This is a genomic window from Devosia crocina (genome assembly GCF_900116545.1).
GTDB lineage: Bacteria > Pseudomonadota > Alphaproteobacteria > Rhizobiales > Devosiaceae > Devosia > Devosia crocina.
In genome coordinates this window covers 1633709-1649040 of sequence record NZ_FPCK01000001.1, presented here as the reverse complement: position 1 = coordinate 1649040, position 15332 = coordinate 1633709, and the positions used below count along the sequence as shown (strand labels likewise).

The window sequence follows — 15332 nt, the reverse complement described above, 5'->3', positions numbered from 1 at the left end:
TGCCGATGCTTCCCGCGGAACCGATGCCGTTGCCTGGCATTGGTCACCAGACCGGAGGTGGCCATGTCCCGCAAAGAGAACTTCAAGCCCTACAAGGGTCCTGCCGGCGGCTGGGGCTCGGCCAAGTCGGTGACGCGGCACATGATCAAGCAGGGCGTGCCGAGTGCTGCCGCAGAGCTCGCCAAGCAGAACAAGCAAGATGGCTTCATGTGTGTCAGCTGTGCTTGGGCCAAGCCGCAGCCGCCGCATCCTGCGGAGTTTTGCGAGAATGGCGCCAAGGCAACGTTTTTCGAAATTACCCACGCGCGCACTACCCCTGAGTTTTTTGCCCAACATACCCTGACTGAGCTGCGAAACTGGAGCGACCATGATCTCGAGAACGAGGGCCGGCTCACTCATCCCATGCGGTACAACCGGCAGACTGACCGGTACGAGGCGGTGGACTGGTCGGAAGCCATACGTGACATCGGCCAGGAGCTCATTGGCATCCGCGCCCGAGACCCAAAGCGTGCTGTTTTCTACACGTCAGGCCGGGCTTCGCTCGAGACCGCCTATATGTACCAGCTGTTTGCGCGGATATACGGCAACAATAACCTGCCCGACAGCTCCAATATGTGCCACGAGACGACCTCGGTTGCGCTGCCGGAATCGATCGGCGTCCCTATCGGCACCGTGCGTCTCGAAGACTTCGAAGCGGCCAGCACAATTTTCTTTTTCGGACAGAATGTCGGCTCCAACAGTCCGCGCATGCTGCATCAGCTCAAGGACGCGGTAGACCGGGGCGCAACCATCATCACGTTCAATCCCCTGCGCGAACGCGGGCTCGAACGCTTCGTCGATCCACAAAATCCCGTTCAGATGCTGACGCCGAACGAAACCAAGATCAGCACGCTCTATCATCAGGTGCGCGCGGGCGGCGATATCGCTGTCATTGCAGGTATTTGCAAGGCGCTATTCGACCTTGATGACAAGGCGCAGGAGAAGGGGCGGCCCTCCGTTTTCGACACTGCGTTCATTGAAGAACACACAGCCGGGCTGGCCCATTTCGAAGCTTATATCCGTCAGCAGAGCTGGGCTGACATCGAGCGTGAAGGCGGCGTATCGCGTAAAGACCTGGAGGTCGTCGCCGGCATTTATGCCAAGGCGGAAAATGTCATCGGCATCTACGGCATGGGGCTCACTCAGCACAAATTGGGCATCGATACCGTGCAGATGCTTGTCAATCTGCTGTTGTTGCGCGGCAATATAGGCAAGTTGGGTGCCGGAATTTGTCCCGTACGCGGGCACTCGAACGTGCAGGGCCAACGTACGGTCGGCATCGCCGAGAAACCTGAACTCGTGCCGCTCGACAAACTGGCCGAGCTCTACCACTTCGAGCCGCCGCGAGAGAAGGGCCTCAACACCGTCGAAGCCTGCGAAGCGATCGTCGATGGGGATGTCGATGCATTCATCGGGCTGGGCGGCAACTTCCTCCGTGCCATTCCGGACCGCGATGTGATGGAGCGCAATTGGCCGCGCATGCGGCTGACGGTCCAGATCGCGACCAAGCTCAACCGCTCGCATCTGTTCTGCGGCGATGTCGCCTATCTGCTGCCATGCCTGGGACGCATCGAGATCGACCGGCAGGCGAGTGGCGAGCAGCTGGTGACGATGGAGGACTCCACGGGGGTCTTTCACAAGTCGCGTGGCATGCGTGAGCCGGCGAGCGAAACCCTGCGCTCTGAACCGTGGGTCGTGGCTGAACTGGCCAAGGCCAGCGTGGGTGAAGCAGCAAGCGTCGATTGGGACGCCTGGGTGGCAGATTACGCCCTTGTTCGCGACGCTATTGCCGCGACCTTTCCCGATATGTTCGCTCGCTTCAACGAACGCATAAACGAGCCCGGTGGCTTCGGACGACCGATCCCCGCGCGCGAACGGATCTGGAAAACCGATAACGGGAAAGCCAACTTCAAATTGCCGCAGGCGCTCCATGCCAGCTTCGATCCTGGCACGGACAAGAACGTGCTGCGCCTGATTACCCTCCGGAGCAACGACCAGTTCAACACCACCGTCTATGGCTATGACGACAGGTTCCGCGGCATCGAAGGCACGCGCATGGTGGTGCTGATGAACGAGAGTGATATAGATCGTTTCGGTTTGTCCGAGGGCGAGGTGATTGGCATGCAGACGGTCGCCGACGACACCGTCGATCGGCGCATGCATGGCTTCAAAGTAGTCCGCTACAATATTCCGGAAGGATGTATCGGCGCCTATTACCCTGAGGCCAACGCTCTTATTCCACTGTACCAGCACGCGCAAAGGAGCTTCGTGCCCGCAGCTAAGTCCGTGCCGGTGCGGGTGCTGAAGTCTGGCGGCGAAGCCAGATGATGTCGAGCGGCTTTGCTGTTGCCCGTGACGTCCGGCCCTTGCGGGTGCAGGAGTTTGCTTCACTTCATCAGCGGGCAGTTCCCGAGGAAGAGCCCGTGGCGATCGTCTGCAATGGCACGACGCTTTCGGTGATGATGGCAACGCCAGCTGACCTCGCTGATTTCGGGCTTGGCTATCTCCTGAGCGAGCAGATCATCTCCTCCCCTGCGGAAGTCGAGCGCAGCGAAGTCATCAAGCACGATAACGGCATAGAAGTACGCCACTGGATTGCCGAGCCCTGCGCGCAGGCACTTCTCGCACGCCGAAGGCATATGGTGGGACCCACCGGTTGCGGCCTCTGCGGAATCGAAAGCCTTAACCAGGCCCTGCGCGCGCTTCCAAAAGTGGAAGCTGATCTTGCCGTCAGCGGTTCCAGTATACGACGCGCCATGACTGACCTCCGCGACCTACAGGTCCTGAACGCTGCCACACGCGGCGTTCACGCTGCGGCGGCCTGGAGCCGAAATGAAGGCCATGTGCTGGTTCGCGAAGATGTTGGGCGGCACAATGCGCTCGATAAGCTTGCCGGCGCCATGGCGAGTGCCAGGATCGTGCCAGAGGTGTTGCTTCTGACCAGCAGGGTATCGGTCGATCTGGTTCAAAAGGCTGCCATTGCCGGCTTTCCGATCATGGCTGCGGTGTCGGTTCCTACACATCGCAGCATCGAGGCCGCCGAAGCTGCAGGCATTACGCTTGTCGGCATTGCACGAGACGACGGGTTTGAGGTTTTCTCTCACGCGCAACGGATCGTGGGATGTGCCCCGGCTCGCGAAGCCTCACCAGCAGATGCCCGCGCTCCGTCGCCTCTGGCCGGCGATGTTCCAGATGCAATGCCGGATCGCCCTCGTTATCTTCCTGTGGGTTGACCGTACCGTCGCAGCATTAACTCCCCTGAGGGATCGTCCTTCATCCTTTTCTCGCAGCACGATGGCGCAGCTTTTGCGGTCGGTGCTCGGCGATTAGCCTCGCTTATTAACCTTTGTGGATGCCGAGGCCGGTCTGCTGACCTATGCCCGTTCTCTATAAGGGGCGACGAGATGAATGAGATTTCCTTTAGACGTGTTGGTTTGCAGCGGGAGCAGGAAACCAAGTTCGGTACGCAGATGCTTTCTGACGGCGTCCGCTTCCGGCTGTGGGCGCCGTTCTCGGAGGCTGTGTCGCTCAAGATCTACGATCTTGAAATGACCGTTCCCATGACCGCCGCTGCCCGGGGATGGTACGAGGTCGAGGTGGAAGAAGCCCGGCCCGGTATGCGCTATCGCTTCGTACTCGAAAATGGCCAGGAGGTGCCAGATCCGGCCTCACGCTTTCAGCCGGAAGATGTCGATGGCCCCAGCGAGATCATAGACCCGCGCAACTACGCCTGGCAGGACGGCGGCTGGCGGGGCCAGCCTTGGGAAGAGACCATTATCTATGAGATACACATCGGCACCTTCACCCCAGAAGGAACGTTTCGGGCAGCCATAGACAAACTCGATACGCTGTTGGAGCTCGGGGTCACCGCTATCGAGATCATGCCCATTGCAGATTTCGCAGGCCGCTGGAACTGGGGCTATGATGGCGCACACCTGTTTTCGCCGGATCATACCTATGGCAGTCCTGAGGACCTTAAGGCTTTGGTCGATGCAGCCCATGGCAAGGGGCTCAGCGTTTTCCTCGACGTGGTCTATAATCACTTCGGACCAAAGGGGAACTATCTTGGTGTCTATGCTCCCCTGATGAATGCAGAACACCAGACACCCTGGGGCCCTGCGGTCAACTTCGATGCTGAGGGGTCTGCCGTCATCCGGGATTTCGTGTTTGCCAATGCGCGGTACTGGCTGAACGAATATCGCTTCGATGGCCTGCGCTTCGATGCTGTACACGAGATCCGGGACTTCGGTCCGCGCCATCTTTTGCAGGACCTCGCAGAACAAATCCGGGCCTCCACGGATGGCCGCTATATCCATCTTGTGGCCGAGAATGCGGACAACCAGGCGGGTTGGCTCAAGCGCCGCGACGATGGTGCTCCCTGGCTCTACGAAGCGCAGTGGAGCGACGATATCCACCACAGCCTCCACACAGCCCTGACTGGCGAGACGTTCTGGTATTATGCAGATTTTGATGGCCGGACCGATCTCGTCGGACGCTCCCTCGCCGAAGGGCTCGGCTGGCAGGGTGAACGCATGGAGCATGAAGGGCGGGAGAAAGGAGAGCCAAGTGCTTTTCTTCCCCCTACGGCCTTTGTGTCCTACGCGCAAAACCACGATCAGATCGGCAACAGGCCCTTTGGTGAGCGCATAAGCCATCTTGTTGATGAGGCCCGCGTGCGCCTTTGGGCCGCCATCTACCTGCTGTCGCCACAAATCCCCATGCTGTTCATGGGCGAGGAATGGGGTGCCAAGCAACCATTCCAGTTCTTCTCCGATGTCGGCGATGATCTGGCAGATGCCATTCGCAGGGGCCGCGAGGAGGAGATGGCGAGTTTCCCAAGACGTGAGGGGCAGGGCGTGCCACCTGACCCAATGGCAAAGGAAACATTTCTATCGTGCAAGCTCGATTGGGCTGATCGTGTCGAGGGTGAACACGCGCGCTTCCTGTCGATCTACCGTCGGCTCATCGCTTTGCGCAAGAAGGAGATCATACCACGGCTATACGGCATGAGCGGCTACAATGGACGTTTCGAGCTTCTGACCGACAAGGCTGTGCGCGTGTGTTGGCTGATGGGAGACGGCAGCGAGCTCTCGCTGATCGCCAATCTCTCTGACGAGCCGATCGAAGGGGTCGACGTTCGGGGCAGCGATCACCTCTGGCTGGAGGGGTCAGCAAGCGGCGATACGCTTGGTGGCTGGAGCGCAGTTTTCCATCTCAAGAAGCCGGATTAGCGTTGGCGAGGTGGCGGCATACCGCCACCTTTGGGCCGGAAAAAGCGAGCCTACTGAGCATAGGATCTTCGATATTCTAGCCACTCATCACGTCAGCCATCTGAGCGACTCCTTGAGCTTTTGCGCCGCGCCGGTATCGAACCAGCGCCCATGGGAGAAGATCACGCGCTCAGGTTCCAGTTCGATAATCCGGCGAGCAGCAGCTTTCGCTTCCTCGCCGCCCATCCGGAAGGCCATACGCACATAGATCGGAGCTTTGCCGTGGGGAGCCACGGACCCAACCAGACGCGCTCCGAACGAGAGCAGCCCTGGCAATTTGTCCTGTTCCACATTGACCACGAGATCCGTCAGAACGAGCGTTCTGGAAGGACGATGAAACAGGGCGGCTTCCGTGATACCCATCCCACGAACGAGAATGCAATCGACAGCACCTCCCCATGCTTGCTGCACCTTGCCGGGAAGATCGTGGTCGAGCCTGAGGGCCGATTTCACCACCGCCCGGCGTTTCCGCAAGCCGGGAACGGACCAATATGTCGCGCTGGCAAGCTGCGCTTGCCAGCCCTGCACATAAGCCCAGTGGACCGTATTGGGCGCGACCACATGGCCGATGCGTCCGAGCTCTTCGAGCGCGGCTTGCGTTTGCGGCGTGTGGCGGGTGGGTGAATGAAGCAGCAGCGATCCGTCGGGAAGTCGCAGCACAGTCATGCGTACGGGCAGCGGAGCGCCAGCTACTTCGTGGCCGCCATCGACAACCCAGACGTCCTCCGCGACACGCTTGGGCAAACCGAGCGGTGGGTAAGTGACCTCAGTCATGGCGGGACCGGTCAGATGATGGGTTTGCCGCCCGTCACGGCGATCGTGGCCCCCGAAACGTAGCTCGATTCATCGCTCGCCAACATGACATAAACCGGTGCCAATTCGCGGGGTTGCGCCGGCCGCTCCATCGGGACCTGCTTGCCGAAATTCTTCACCTTCTCATCTGGCATAGTGGAAGGAATAAGTGGCGTCCAAACGGGGCCGGGGGCAACCGTGTTGGCCCGTATGCCTTTCTCTGCGAGCATCTGTGCGAGGCCAGCGGTGAAGTTCTGAATGGCGCCCTTGGTGGTCGCGTAGGCCAAAAGGGCAGGGCTGGGGCTGTCCGCGTTGACGGAGGAGGTGTTGATGATCGAGGCACCCTCCTTCATGTGCGCCACCGCAGCCTTGGTGATGTAGAACATCGCCGAGATGTTGGTCGCCATGGTCACTTCCCACTCCTCGTCCGGGATCTCCTCGAGCGAGTCGAATGTGTTTTGGTGCGCTGCATTGTTGACCAGAATGTCGATGCCGCCGAAAGCGTCGGCGGTTTGGCGGACCAACTCGCGGCAGTGTTCACGGTCCGAGATGTCGCCGGGGATGAGAACGCATTTTCTGCCAGCCTCTTCGATATTCCGGCGGGTGTCTTCGGCATCGTCGTCTTCGTTGAGATATGAAATGGCGACATCGGCGCCTTCGCGCGCAAATGCGATTGCTACGGCGCGCCCGATGCCGGAATCACCACCGGTGATCAGCGCCTTCTTGCCCGCAAGGCGACCGCTGCCTTTGTAGCTCGCCTCGCCATGATCGGGCACCGGATCCATTTTTGCGGTGCTGCCTGGGATGGCTTGTGGCTGTTCAGGAAAAGGGGGCTTGGGGAATTGCGACACGGGACACTCCTGAGTTTGCCCATGACCAACGCCTGCCGCGCCCGATCGTTCGGCTAACTAGCTTATGCAAAGAGTTCAGCCGACCTCCACGAATGTGGCTCCGCCGCGCTTCCTCCCCCCTGTTCATTCTCCTCCCGCCTCGTCATCGAGCCAATAAGCAGTGCCTTCGATGACGAGAGTGTCCGGCCTCTTCCTATCGGTGCTCTCAGGGCGGGCGAGGAAAAGGCGCTCCACTTCACCATCATTTTCAAGGATCAGCGTGAAGTCCTCGATCCGATATCGCGCCAGTGTGTCGGGATCATCTTCGCCTGACACAATGATATAGCTGGTGCCCAAATTGCCGGCAACGAAGCCGCCGCGGCTGTATCGCACCGCTCCGTCCTCAGAGAACGCGAAGCGCCGGTCCTGCCGGGCCCCGCCCATGCCCACCTGCAGATAATAATACTCCGCATCGAGCAGCTGCGCATCGAAAGGAACGAGGCGGTGTGGCGTCTCGATGATGTGTTCAGCGCCTGAGTTGACACCACCAGTCGAGGTCAACGTTATTTTCCCATCGCGCTCGGCCCAGGTGAACCAACGATCCGGTTCCCGATGTTGCGACAGGGTGACCGCGAGGTCAGTGAAGGGGAAACTCCATTGATGCAGATAGGCGGTGCCATCACGCAGAAGCACATAAAGGTCCTCCTGCCTATCGACATATCCATTGCCGAAGCCATCGAGGCGTGTGTCGAAGCTCGCATCGTAGATGAGGCGATCTACATCGTTTAGCGCGATGCCTGCGGCGGGACCGGCGTAAGCCTCGCTGAACTCCAGCGGACGCAGCATGAGTCCAGCACTATCCTCTTCCTGGACCATCGGCCGTCCAGTCTCCTCCAGGGTGAAGAGGCTGCAATTATTGAGGGTAACGGTCCCACCCTCTGTACTATCTACGACGCCGCGCGGCAGGCCCACGAGGACCATATCCTGTCCCACGGATGCAGCCATGCGCGCCTCATGCGCATCTTCTGAAAACGATCTGCATCTAGCCTTGAAAGCCGATTGCATGTCATCGCGCCACTCCCGCAACTCGTCGTCTTCCGTCACGCGGCCGAACAGGATCTGTACGCCATCTGCTTCAAGCCGAGCTTCCGCGTGCTCTTCGCGCGCGGCTCGCAGATTGCGCAACTCGCGAGCACCCTCCTTGCTGCCAATCTGGGCCATCTGGATTTCCAGCCGTGCCGAGAGTGTTGCAAGCGGCAATATTTCTGTCTCCTCCAACGTTTTGACTAGAGGCACCATCTCCGGACGATCTGGTATGTCGATCCCCAACTTGCGTGTGAGCGAGAGCAATTCCCGCACGCTCGAGCGAACGGCGAATTGTTCATCAGAGAGTACCTCATCGAGTTTATCGCACTGTGCAGTATCGCGTTGCAGATCCCTGGAGATGGTCTCTGCAAGCGCAGCGCTTTGTGATTCGAGCTGTTCTTGGAGCTCCGGAATTTGCCTAGTAAGGCCAGACATCACACGATCATAATCAGCCTGATCGTTGCCGTACCGCCAATCGGCCAGAATATCTCTTCGCTGGGATACGCTTGCCGCGTCGAGCCTGTCGCATTGCTCCTGGTAATGCGAAGCGGCTTCGAATGCAGCAACGGCCTTACCGATATGACGGCTCAGATCCTCGACTTCATCAGCGCTGGCGCAACCGCATGCGAGAAGGCAGAAAACCAACGTCGCCAAGCTCGTTCTCATGCGCAAGCTCCGATGATCCGATCAACGCGAACCGAGGGTGGCTCGCCGGACGCAAGGATCGCGCCCTCGATCTCAAGACATCTCCGATCTTCCCACGCTGCTTCGATCTCCCGCGCGTGATCGGGCGTTGCGACCAAGACAGGTAACGTTTCTCCGCTCCACAAGGGCCGGATCGGATCACGGTCGGTGTCATCAAGGTCGATTATGCCCCGCCATGGACATGGCGCCACCGTGCACATCACGCCAGTGCTCCCGATCGAGAGCCGCCGTGTGTCCGAAGGCGGCTCACCTGCAGCCACGCCAAAGGAAAGTGTTGCCAGACAGACCCCTAATGGAACTCGGAAGATGCGCATGGTGTAGCTCCTCGTTTCATCCATGAGACGACGGAAGCGAGTCTGATCTTGGTGCGCACTGTCAAAGAAACCAGACGCCGAGTTCGGGGCAAAGAGCCATACGGCTGCATTATGTCGCTAGATATGGGCTCAGAAGATAGAGCGCGTAGGCCATGGCGGCAGCAAAAAAGATCAGGCTGACCCACATCAGACGAACAAAGACCTGTGCTATCCGCCACCTCTGCCACTGACATATTGCCCAGGCGATTATGAAGACCTGACAAGCCGCAGGGTAGGAAAACAGTGCCACTAGCCCGACGCTATATCCAAGGGATGGGCCCTCGCCCTGAACGGCCGAGGCTCCCATGATCCACAGTAAGAGGAACAACCCTGCCGCCGCGGCGACAAGCAGAGGTATGCCCAAGACGACAAAGGCGCGAAGAAATCTCATCAGGCCATCTGATACGAGATTTCTGACAGCACAAGCTTTCAGGACGCCTTGAGTTATCCTTCTTCAGGAGTGTGCTAGGAATTTGCAGGTGCCGTTTGCGTGGTGGGGGTCCCAGCATCCCCGCCTACCGGCTGTCCCCCGGCACTACGCCGCTCTGACTGACCAGCACATATGCTATGGCAAGTGCCAGAAGCAGCACAAACGCCCCGACAATAATTCGGCCAATCTTTCGGTCATTTCTGTGATCGACCATAGTCAATCCTTTCAGACTCGTTCTAGCGAGCGCATATCAAGCCAAAGACCCTGTAGGTGTCCGGCGCGTGAGCGTGGGCACGATGATCTCAGTGAGCCCTACCAACAGGTGCGGCCACCAGATCCGATCAGCGAAGCCTAAAAGCCAAGGAGACGTGGCCAGCAACACACCGCTCGCAATGTCTATGGCGAGATGAACATTGAGCGGGATGATCTTGGAGAAACTGAGCTCGTACCGAGTTATCAAACTCATCACGATGGTGACAGTGCCGAGCAGCATCGGCAGCCATTGGGCGATCGTACCGTCGGCAAAGCCGAAAAGGTAAGGTGCAACGATCAGCAGTGCTCCGGTTAGATAATCGAGAACCGCGTGCGTTCGCGTCGGGATCATGGCGGCATCCTCTGAACTTCCAGCGCTAGCCAATCCTTGCGCCACGGCACGCCAATGATCTCCCATGTTTCCCGTTCCGGCGATTGCCTCGGTTAGGTGGGGCTGCAGCGGCCTTGCTGGGGCAAGCTGATGGTGCTTAGCTGCGGATATGATAAATTCTGTCTGCGCTGCCTTGGTCAGTTCGCTGCTCTGGCTTGCTATCGCCGTGTCATCGCCGGTACTCGCGGAAGAGGCTGAGGGGCGGACATGTTTTGACCTCGACGGTAAGGAAATCTGCATCGAGCAAGCAAGCTACCGAGCCGATACATGTGCCGCTATCGAGGCATTTGCCACACATTGGGGCTTGCCCGTTGGGTTCTTTGCAAGGCTCATCTGGCAGGAAAGTCGGTTCGATCCTGCAGCCTTAAGCCCTGCGGGTGCTCAGGGCATCGCGCAATTCATGCCCACAACCGCAAGGCTGCGCGGCCTTGCCGATCCTTTCGATCCGGCCGAAGCGATGGCGCGGTCTGCGGAGTATCTGCGGTTCCTTGAGATAAAGTACGGCAATCTCGGCTTGGCTGCCGCAGCGTATAATGGCGGGGAAGGGCGGATGAGCGGCTATGTCGCGCGAGGCGGAGGTGCGCTGCCCGCCGAGACACGCAACTACGTGATGATCATCACCGGCTATCCTGTCGACCAGTGGCTTGCAGACAATGTCGGCGATGTAGACTATACCCTGGACAAGGAACTGGATTTCCAGTCTGCCTGCCTGGACATGGCTATATCGGTCAGTACGCCCAATCTCGTTGCCAGCCCTGCCCACTGGCAGCCATGGGGCGTGCTTCTTGGTCAAAGCGCTACGGCCAACCTTGCCCAAGACAGGTTCCACTCTGCACAACAGCGCTTCGCAAGCATTCTTGGCAACGAGCAATTGATGATGATCAGCGTGCGCAACCCCAGCTTCGGCAATCGCATGCGCTTTTCGGCCATGGTGGGCAGGCAGAGTCAGGAAGAGGCGCGAGAACTCTGCCAGCAGCTGGTCCGCGCCGGTGGAAACTGCATCGTGCAGAAGAATGCACCATAATTCCGCACGAGGGATCTGGCCCTTGCGCGTAGAAGCGATCGTTGCGGGCGGCGATGCAGTCGTTGAGATCGGGGTACGCGCAGCGCCGATGGATTGTGTTTGGCGTCAGACTTGGTCCGCCGAAGCTTTGCGAAGCTGATCCAGCATGCCGCAACTTGACGATGTACTGGATCAGGAAATGAGATCGCGACGGGCATCGATGTGATCTGCGGCCGTGCGGAAGATAGCACCGTAAGCTCCTACGGTGAAACGTAGCTGGCCCTGCTAGTCCGAAAGCAGCTCGTTCACGGCGGCCACCAACCTGGCGGGGTCATAGGGCTTGTCCAGCACTGCATCGAAGGCCTCGGGATGCGCGCGGCCGATCGAACCTTGCGCTCCACTGACCAAAAGAATCGGTATTGCGCTAATCTCCGGGTCTTCCCGCACCGCTTGGGCAAGCTCAAGGCCAGTCATCAAGGGCATCATGAAGTCGGTGATCAAGAGGTCAGGCTTATGCGCGCGCACAAGCTTGAGTGCCGCTACCCCATGAGGCGCCATGCGCACCTCGTGGTTCTCGTCTTCGAGAATGGCCTCAAGCATTGTGGCAAGCAGATATTCGTCTTCTGCAATTACAATTATTGCCATGGCGGTGGGCGAAACCGGAACGTCGTCAAGATAGCTCAGAGCCCCGAATTTTCACTGATCGAGAGCGAATTGGATGGATAATCCACGGGGAACGCGACCTTCAGGCCAGTGGTTCCTATGACAAATTCATGCAGTGCGGGCTCGAAGGCTCCGTCCCTGACCTTAAGCAAAGCGATGGAGCGTGTGACTCCGGAACGGCGCGGCACCTGTCTAAGCGTGACCAGATTGTCGATAAGGCTATACAGCTCTGGTCCGGGTGCACCGGAACCGGCGCTGCTGTCTTTTTCCCAGGTGACGATGGTGGTGACATCAAGCGCCCGCAACTCGTTGCAGAGCGCTGCGAAGAACTCGATAAGCCTTGGAGAATAGAGGCAAGCGCGCTCGAAGCCAGCAAGTGCGTCGATCACGAGGCGCTTGATCCCGCGCGCCCGGACTTCTTCAAGCAGGCGATGGCCAAGCTTGTCGATCAGGTTTTCCGTTAGCGGCTGCCAGCGCATATAGACAGCGCCTTGTTCCACTTGTTCCCGCAGGGAGATGCCTAGAGCATCCGCCTTGATCAGGAGGCGCTCAGGAGTCTCGTAGAACCCAAACAGCATGCCAGGTTCTGCTGCGGAACTTTCGCTCAGGAAATCAAGCCCGAGCGAGGTCTTACCGCTGCCTGAAGATCCGAGAAGGAGAGTGACAGAGCCGCTCGGGATACCGCCCAGAAACAGCTCATCCAAGCCTTCGATGCCAGTCGAGATGCGCTTGGCAGAAGGCATGTCTGGAATGGATGGGTGGGACAGACTGGACTCGAGCCGGGGATAGATGCAGATACCGCTGCTAGTGATCTCGAATTGATGATAGCCGCCGAGCGCACCGCTCCCGCGAGACTTGCGAACCTGGAGCCGACGCGCCGACCGCATGCCGACCAGTTCATCGTATAGCTCGATGACACCATCGACCATGGTGTGTTCCGGACTCTGATCGGCCAGGCGAGCACTTGTCAGGAAAAGAACGGTGCATCCAACGAAGGCAGCCTGGCTCTGCACTTCCGCCACGAAAGTCTTGACGTCGATGTCCGTTTCCGCTCGGTCCCGGGCGTTCAAGAGGCCATCGAATATCAGCAGTGTAGCCTGTTGCCGGCGCGTTTCCTGCCGCAGAAGCGAGACGACAGCAGAAAGTCCCTCGTCCTTCAGAGTCTGAAAGACGCTGAGATAGACGATGCCGTTTCCGAGCCGCTCCTTGTCAAAGAAGTCCAAGGTGCTGAGCGATTGGAAGAGGCGGTCGTGCGTCTCTGCCAAAAGGGTGATGTACAGCACCTTTCGGCCGGCCCTGAGCGCTTCGAAGGCAATCTGATTGGCAAGGATCGTCTTGCCCGCGCCTGGCTGACCCTGAAGGATATAGGATGCGCCATCAACGAAGCCGCCGCCAAGGACTGCATCTAGGCCGGGAATGCCCGCTGCGATTCGTGGGAGATACTCGGTCACAATTTCGCCTGAGAGATTCTAGTTCGGCGCACCGTAAGACAGGCACCTGCGATTTCCTATGGGCAAAATGGCCATTTAGCAAAGCCGGCGCTCTGAGCCGACAGGATTAGCCGCTAATGGGAAGCGCACAGCTCCTGCTGCATGAGTCACTCAGCAAGGCAACGACGATATGTGGAACTGGTGCCGGCAGCAGGGTTCGAACCCGCGACCCCCTGATTACAAATGAGGGGCAGGGCCCCGTAATGCGGGGAATTTTGCCCTCCATGTTGCGTCCGTGTCGCATCTAGCGGAGCACGAATGCTTCGGCTGCAGCCATTTCCGCCCCGTCATCGCCTCTCGGGAACAAGTGCCCGTAACGGTCCATCGTCAATGCTATGGTGGAGTGCCCAAGTCGGTCTTGGACCACCTTCGGGGGAAGGGCCAGCCCTCCATCCTCTTTTCGATTGATGCACCAGCTCGCAAACCAATGGCGGAGGCAGTGCATGCCGGTGTATCGCGGACCAAGGATCGGCTTGCCGTCGGCATCGACCTCTCCCGTCTCCACTGTTACGCCGGCCGCGATCCATGCCGGGTGAAGCCCTCGCTTGAGGATGTTTCCCAATGCCTCAACCTTGCCCTGGCCATTGGGGAACACGAGGTCGAGCACCATGACCTTTTTGCCGCTAGGGTCGACCTTGCCGCTGTCCAGCCGCGGGCATGTCAGCTTCCATTCCCGTAACGTGTTCGCCACCAGTGGGGGCAGGGGGATGGTGCGCTCTCCGGTGACTGACTTAGGCTTGCCGATGGCATTGAACCGATCGGCGCGCTGATGAACGCGGAGTTCGCGCCGCTCAAAGTCGATGTCCTTCCATCGCAGTCCGCGAAGTTCTGAAGCCCGGAGGCCGGTGAACACCGCAGTGATAATCAAAGGCCTCCAGCGGCCCTGTAGCGAGCCAGCCAGCGCCTTTATGTCCTCAAGGCTGGGAATATCCGTCCCAACCTTTAACCGGCCCTTCTGGCGCTTCTCCTGACGGCTCTCGGTGGCGCGGCGCCCGGTCATGTCCCTTACGGCATTGCGCACCACCAGACCACGCTCCTGCGCATCGGCAAGCATGGTGCCCAGCGTCGTCATCACCCGACGGGTCATGGAGGCAGATCGGCCCGAGTCTCGCAGCTCGTCGGTGAAGGCTCGCAGGCGCGGCGTGTTCAATGTCGTAAGGCGCAAGTTACCGATCAGCGGCTCGATATGAAGCCTGAAGGTCCGCTCGTAATCTTGAACAGAGGACCGCTCAAGGCCGGAGGCGGTGGCCGCAGATAGCCATAGCTTGCCTGCCTGGCTCACAGTCGCGCTGGCGCTATCGGCAACGTGAAGCCCTTCCCTAACCTCCACATGGGCGGTGGCGGCAAAGCTGTCTGCGGCCTTCTTGGTGGGGAATGTCTTGAGCCGGCGTACGCCATTGCCGTCGCGGTAGTCGACCGCCCATGCAGTCTTCTCGACACCTCTAGGCGTGGTCCAGGTGCGTTTACGAACGGACATGTTTCATCCTCAGCACGGCCATTGAGCGATCACCTCGTCAGCGATCAAGTCAAACGCTGGACGGTGCCGCTCGGCAGGTTTTTTCCGAAGCGTTTCAATGGCGAGGTCGATTATCTGCGATGCTTCGACGCCTCTTGGTCGGCATGACCGTTTAGCTGGCCAGGCAGTGGCTTCGAGCGCATCGGCGATTCCTATGATGTAGCCGCCGCAACTTGCCTGATCGACCCGGCACATCTCCTTCAGCTCATTGCCAGTGATATACACAACCCGGCTCTGTGCCATTGCTGATGAGGCGAGCGCGGCGATTAGCACCGTCGTAGCCAGGCAGCGTTTCAGGACGCTCATTGTTGCTCTTTTCTGCGCCGCGCGTCGCGCTTCGCCTTCCATATCTCCAGCTCGCTGAGAGGCTTTATCTTCGGCGTCGCGTTGACTGGAATGAATCGAACCTCGCCTGCAGTGACGATAATCGGCATCTGAAAACCTGCGGCCGCAGCGCCCTTCAGGATGGAGGTGAGGTCGCTTTGTTTCATCAGCGCGTCTGCTCGCTGAGC

The 15332-nt window shown here is 59.2% G+C and carries 14 protein-coding genes; 4 read left to right on the top strand and 10 right to left on the bottom strand.

Annotation, left to right across the window (positions count from 1 at the left end; all coding sequences use genetic code 11):
• The first annotated feature begins 63 nt into the window (after nucleotides 1-63).
• The 3 genes from BM364_RS07985 to treZ all read left to right on the top strand — a co-directional run bounded on the left by BM364_RS07985 (nucleotide 64) and on the right by treZ (nucleotide 5270).
• Entirely contained in the window at nucleotides 64-2367 is a 2304-nt protein-coding gene (locus BM364_RS07985) for an FdhF/YdeP family oxidoreductase (protein WP_092423115.1), read from the top strand.
• A complete protein-coding gene (gene fdhD / locus BM364_RS07980) occupies nucleotides 2364-3272 on the top strand; it encodes a formate dehydrogenase accessory sulfurtransferase FdhD (protein WP_244542796.1) in 909 nt (302 codons plus the stop codon). Before BM364_RS07985 ends, fdhD begins: the two co-directional genes overlap by 4 nt.
• Nucleotides 3273-3443: 171 nt before the next feature.
• Entirely contained in the window at nucleotides 3444-5270 is a 1827-nt protein-coding gene (treZ, locus tag BM364_RS07975; RefSeq protein ID WP_092423111.1) for a malto-oligosyltrehalose trehalohydrolase, read from the top strand.
• 87 nt (nucleotides 5271-5357) lie between these two features.
• Here treZ and BM364_RS07970 read toward each other — a convergent pair whose 3' ends face one another.
• The 5 genes from BM364_RS07970 to BM364_RS07950 all read right to left on the bottom strand — a co-directional run bounded on the left by BM364_RS07970 (nucleotide 5358) and on the right by BM364_RS07950 (nucleotide 10109).
• Nucleotides 5358-6083, bottom strand: coding sequence for a DUF4336 domain-containing protein (locus BM364_RS07970; protein WP_092423109.1), 726 nt, complete (start codon nucleotides 6081-6083; stop codon nucleotides 5358-5360).
• Nucleotides 6084-6094: 11 nt separating this feature from the next.
• Nucleotides 6095-6952, bottom strand: a complete 858-nt coding sequence (locus BM364_RS07965; RefSeq protein ID WP_092423107.1) for an SDR family oxidoreductase — start codon at nucleotides 6950-6952, stop codon at nucleotides 6095-6097.
• 123 nt (nucleotides 6953-7075) lie between these two features.
• Nucleotides 7076-8671, bottom strand: coding sequence for a hypothetical protein (locus BM364_RS07960; RefSeq protein WP_139232546.1), 1596 nt, complete (start codon nucleotides 8669-8671; stop codon nucleotides 7076-7078).
• A gap of 919 nt (nucleotides 8672-9590) precedes the next feature.
• Nucleotides 9591-9719 carry a hypothetical protein gene (locus tag BM364_RS18780; protein WP_280140634.1) on the bottom strand — a complete coding sequence of 43 codons (129 nt, stop codon included), beginning with the start codon at nucleotides 9717-9719 and terminating at the stop codon, nucleotides 9591-9593.
• A 36-nt stretch (nucleotides 9720-9755) separates the two neighbouring features.
• On the bottom strand, nucleotides 9756-10109 hold the full coding sequence (locus BM364_RS07950) for an SPW repeat domain-containing protein (RefSeq protein ID WP_092423101.1): 354 nt from the start codon (nucleotides 10107-10109) through the stop codon (nucleotides 9756-9758).
• A 148-nt stretch (nucleotides 10110-10257) separates the two neighbouring features.
• Here BM364_RS07950 and BM364_RS07945 point away from each other — a divergent pair, with 148 nt between their 5' ends.
• Nucleotides 10258-11172 (top strand): lytic transglycosylase domain-containing protein, encoded by a 915-nt coding sequence (locus BM364_RS07945; RefSeq protein WP_092423099.1) that lies wholly within the window; start codon nucleotides 10258-10260, stop codon nucleotides 11170-11172.
• A gap of 264 nt (nucleotides 11173-11436) precedes the next feature.
• On the opposite strand, the gene BM364_RS07940 is transcribed toward BM364_RS07945, so the two are convergent.
• The 5 genes from BM364_RS07940 to BM364_RS07925 all read right to left on the bottom strand — a co-directional run bounded on the left by BM364_RS07940 (nucleotide 11437) and on the right by BM364_RS07925 (nucleotide 15311).
• Nucleotides 11437-11796, bottom strand: coding sequence for a response regulator (locus tag BM364_RS07940; RefSeq protein ID WP_092423097.1), 360 nt, complete (start codon nucleotides 11794-11796; stop codon nucleotides 11437-11439).
• Nucleotides 11797-11831: 35 nt separating this feature from the next.
• Complete coding sequence (locus BM364_RS07935; protein ID WP_244542795.1) at nucleotides 11832-13265, bottom strand: DUF7125 family protein; 1434 nt, start codon at nucleotides 13263-13265, stop codon at nucleotides 11832-11834.
• A 283-nt stretch (nucleotides 13266-13548) separates the two neighbouring features.
• Nucleotides 13549-14781 carry a tyrosine-type recombinase/integrase gene (locus BM364_RS07930; protein WP_092423095.1) on the bottom strand — a complete coding sequence of 411 codons (1233 nt, stop codon included), beginning with the start codon at nucleotides 14779-14781 and terminating at the stop codon, nucleotides 13549-13551.
• A gap of 9 nt (nucleotides 14782-14790) precedes the next feature.
• The gene (locus BM364_RS18200; RefSeq protein WP_139232545.1) at nucleotides 14791-15126 is read right to left on the bottom strand and encodes a Rap1a/Tai family immunity protein; all 336 of its coding nucleotides are present in this window, start codon (nucleotides 15124-15126) and stop codon (nucleotides 14791-14793) included.
• Nucleotides 15123-15311, bottom strand: a complete 189-nt coding sequence (locus BM364_RS07925; protein WP_092423093.1) for a hypothetical protein — start codon at nucleotides 15309-15311, stop codon at nucleotides 15123-15125. Before BM364_RS07925 ends, BM364_RS18200 begins: the two co-directional genes overlap by 4 nt.
• Nucleotides 15312-15332 lie beyond the last annotated feature (21 nt).

What these genes read in the sequence shown, in the direction of transcription:
- BM364_RS07950 (WP_092423101.1), bottom strand. Translation starts at nt 10,109, where the DNA reads ATGATCCCGACGCGAACGCACGCGGTTCTCGATTATCTAACCGGAGCA.
- BM364_RS18780 (WP_280140634.1), bottom strand. Translation starts at nt 9,719, where the DNA reads ATGGTCGATCACAGAAATGACCGAAAGATTGGCCGAATTATTGTCGGG.
- BM364_RS07925 (WP_092423093.1), bottom strand. Translation starts at nt 15,311, where the DNA reads ATGAAACAAAGCGACCTCACCTCCATCCTGAAGGGCGCTGCGGCCGCA.
- BM364_RS18200 (WP_139232545.1), bottom strand. Translation starts at nt 15,126, where the DNA reads ATGAGCGTCCTGAAACGCTGCCTGGCTACGACGGTGCTAATCGCCGCG.
- BM364_RS07945 (WP_092423099.1), top strand. Translation starts at nt 10,258, where the DNA reads ATGATAAATTCTGTCTGCGCTGCCTTGGTCAGTTCGCTGCTCTGGCTT.
- fdhD (WP_244542796.1), top strand. Translation starts at nt 2,364, where the DNA reads ATGATGTCGAGCGGCTTTGCTGTTGCCCGTGACGTCCGGCCCTTGCGG.
- BM364_RS07985 (WP_092423115.1), top strand. Translation starts at nt 64, where the DNA reads ATGTCCCGCAAAGAGAACTTCAAGCCCTACAAGGGTCCTGCCGGCGGC.
- BM364_RS07940 (WP_092423097.1), bottom strand. Translation starts at nt 11,796, where the DNA reads ATGGCAATAATTGTAATTGCAGAAGACGAATATCTGCTTGCCACAATG.
- BM364_RS07930 (WP_092423095.1), bottom strand. Translation starts at nt 14,781, where the DNA reads ATGTCCGTTCGTAAACGCACCTGGACCACGCCTAGAGGTGTCGAGAAG.
- treZ (WP_092423111.1), top strand. Translation starts at nt 3,444, where the DNA reads ATGAATGAGATTTCCTTTAGACGTGTTGGTTTGCAGCGGGAGCAGGAA.
- BM364_RS07970 (WP_092423109.1), bottom strand. Translation starts at nt 6,083, where the DNA reads ATGACTGAGGTCACTTACCCACCGCTCGGTTTGCCCAAGCGTGTCGCG.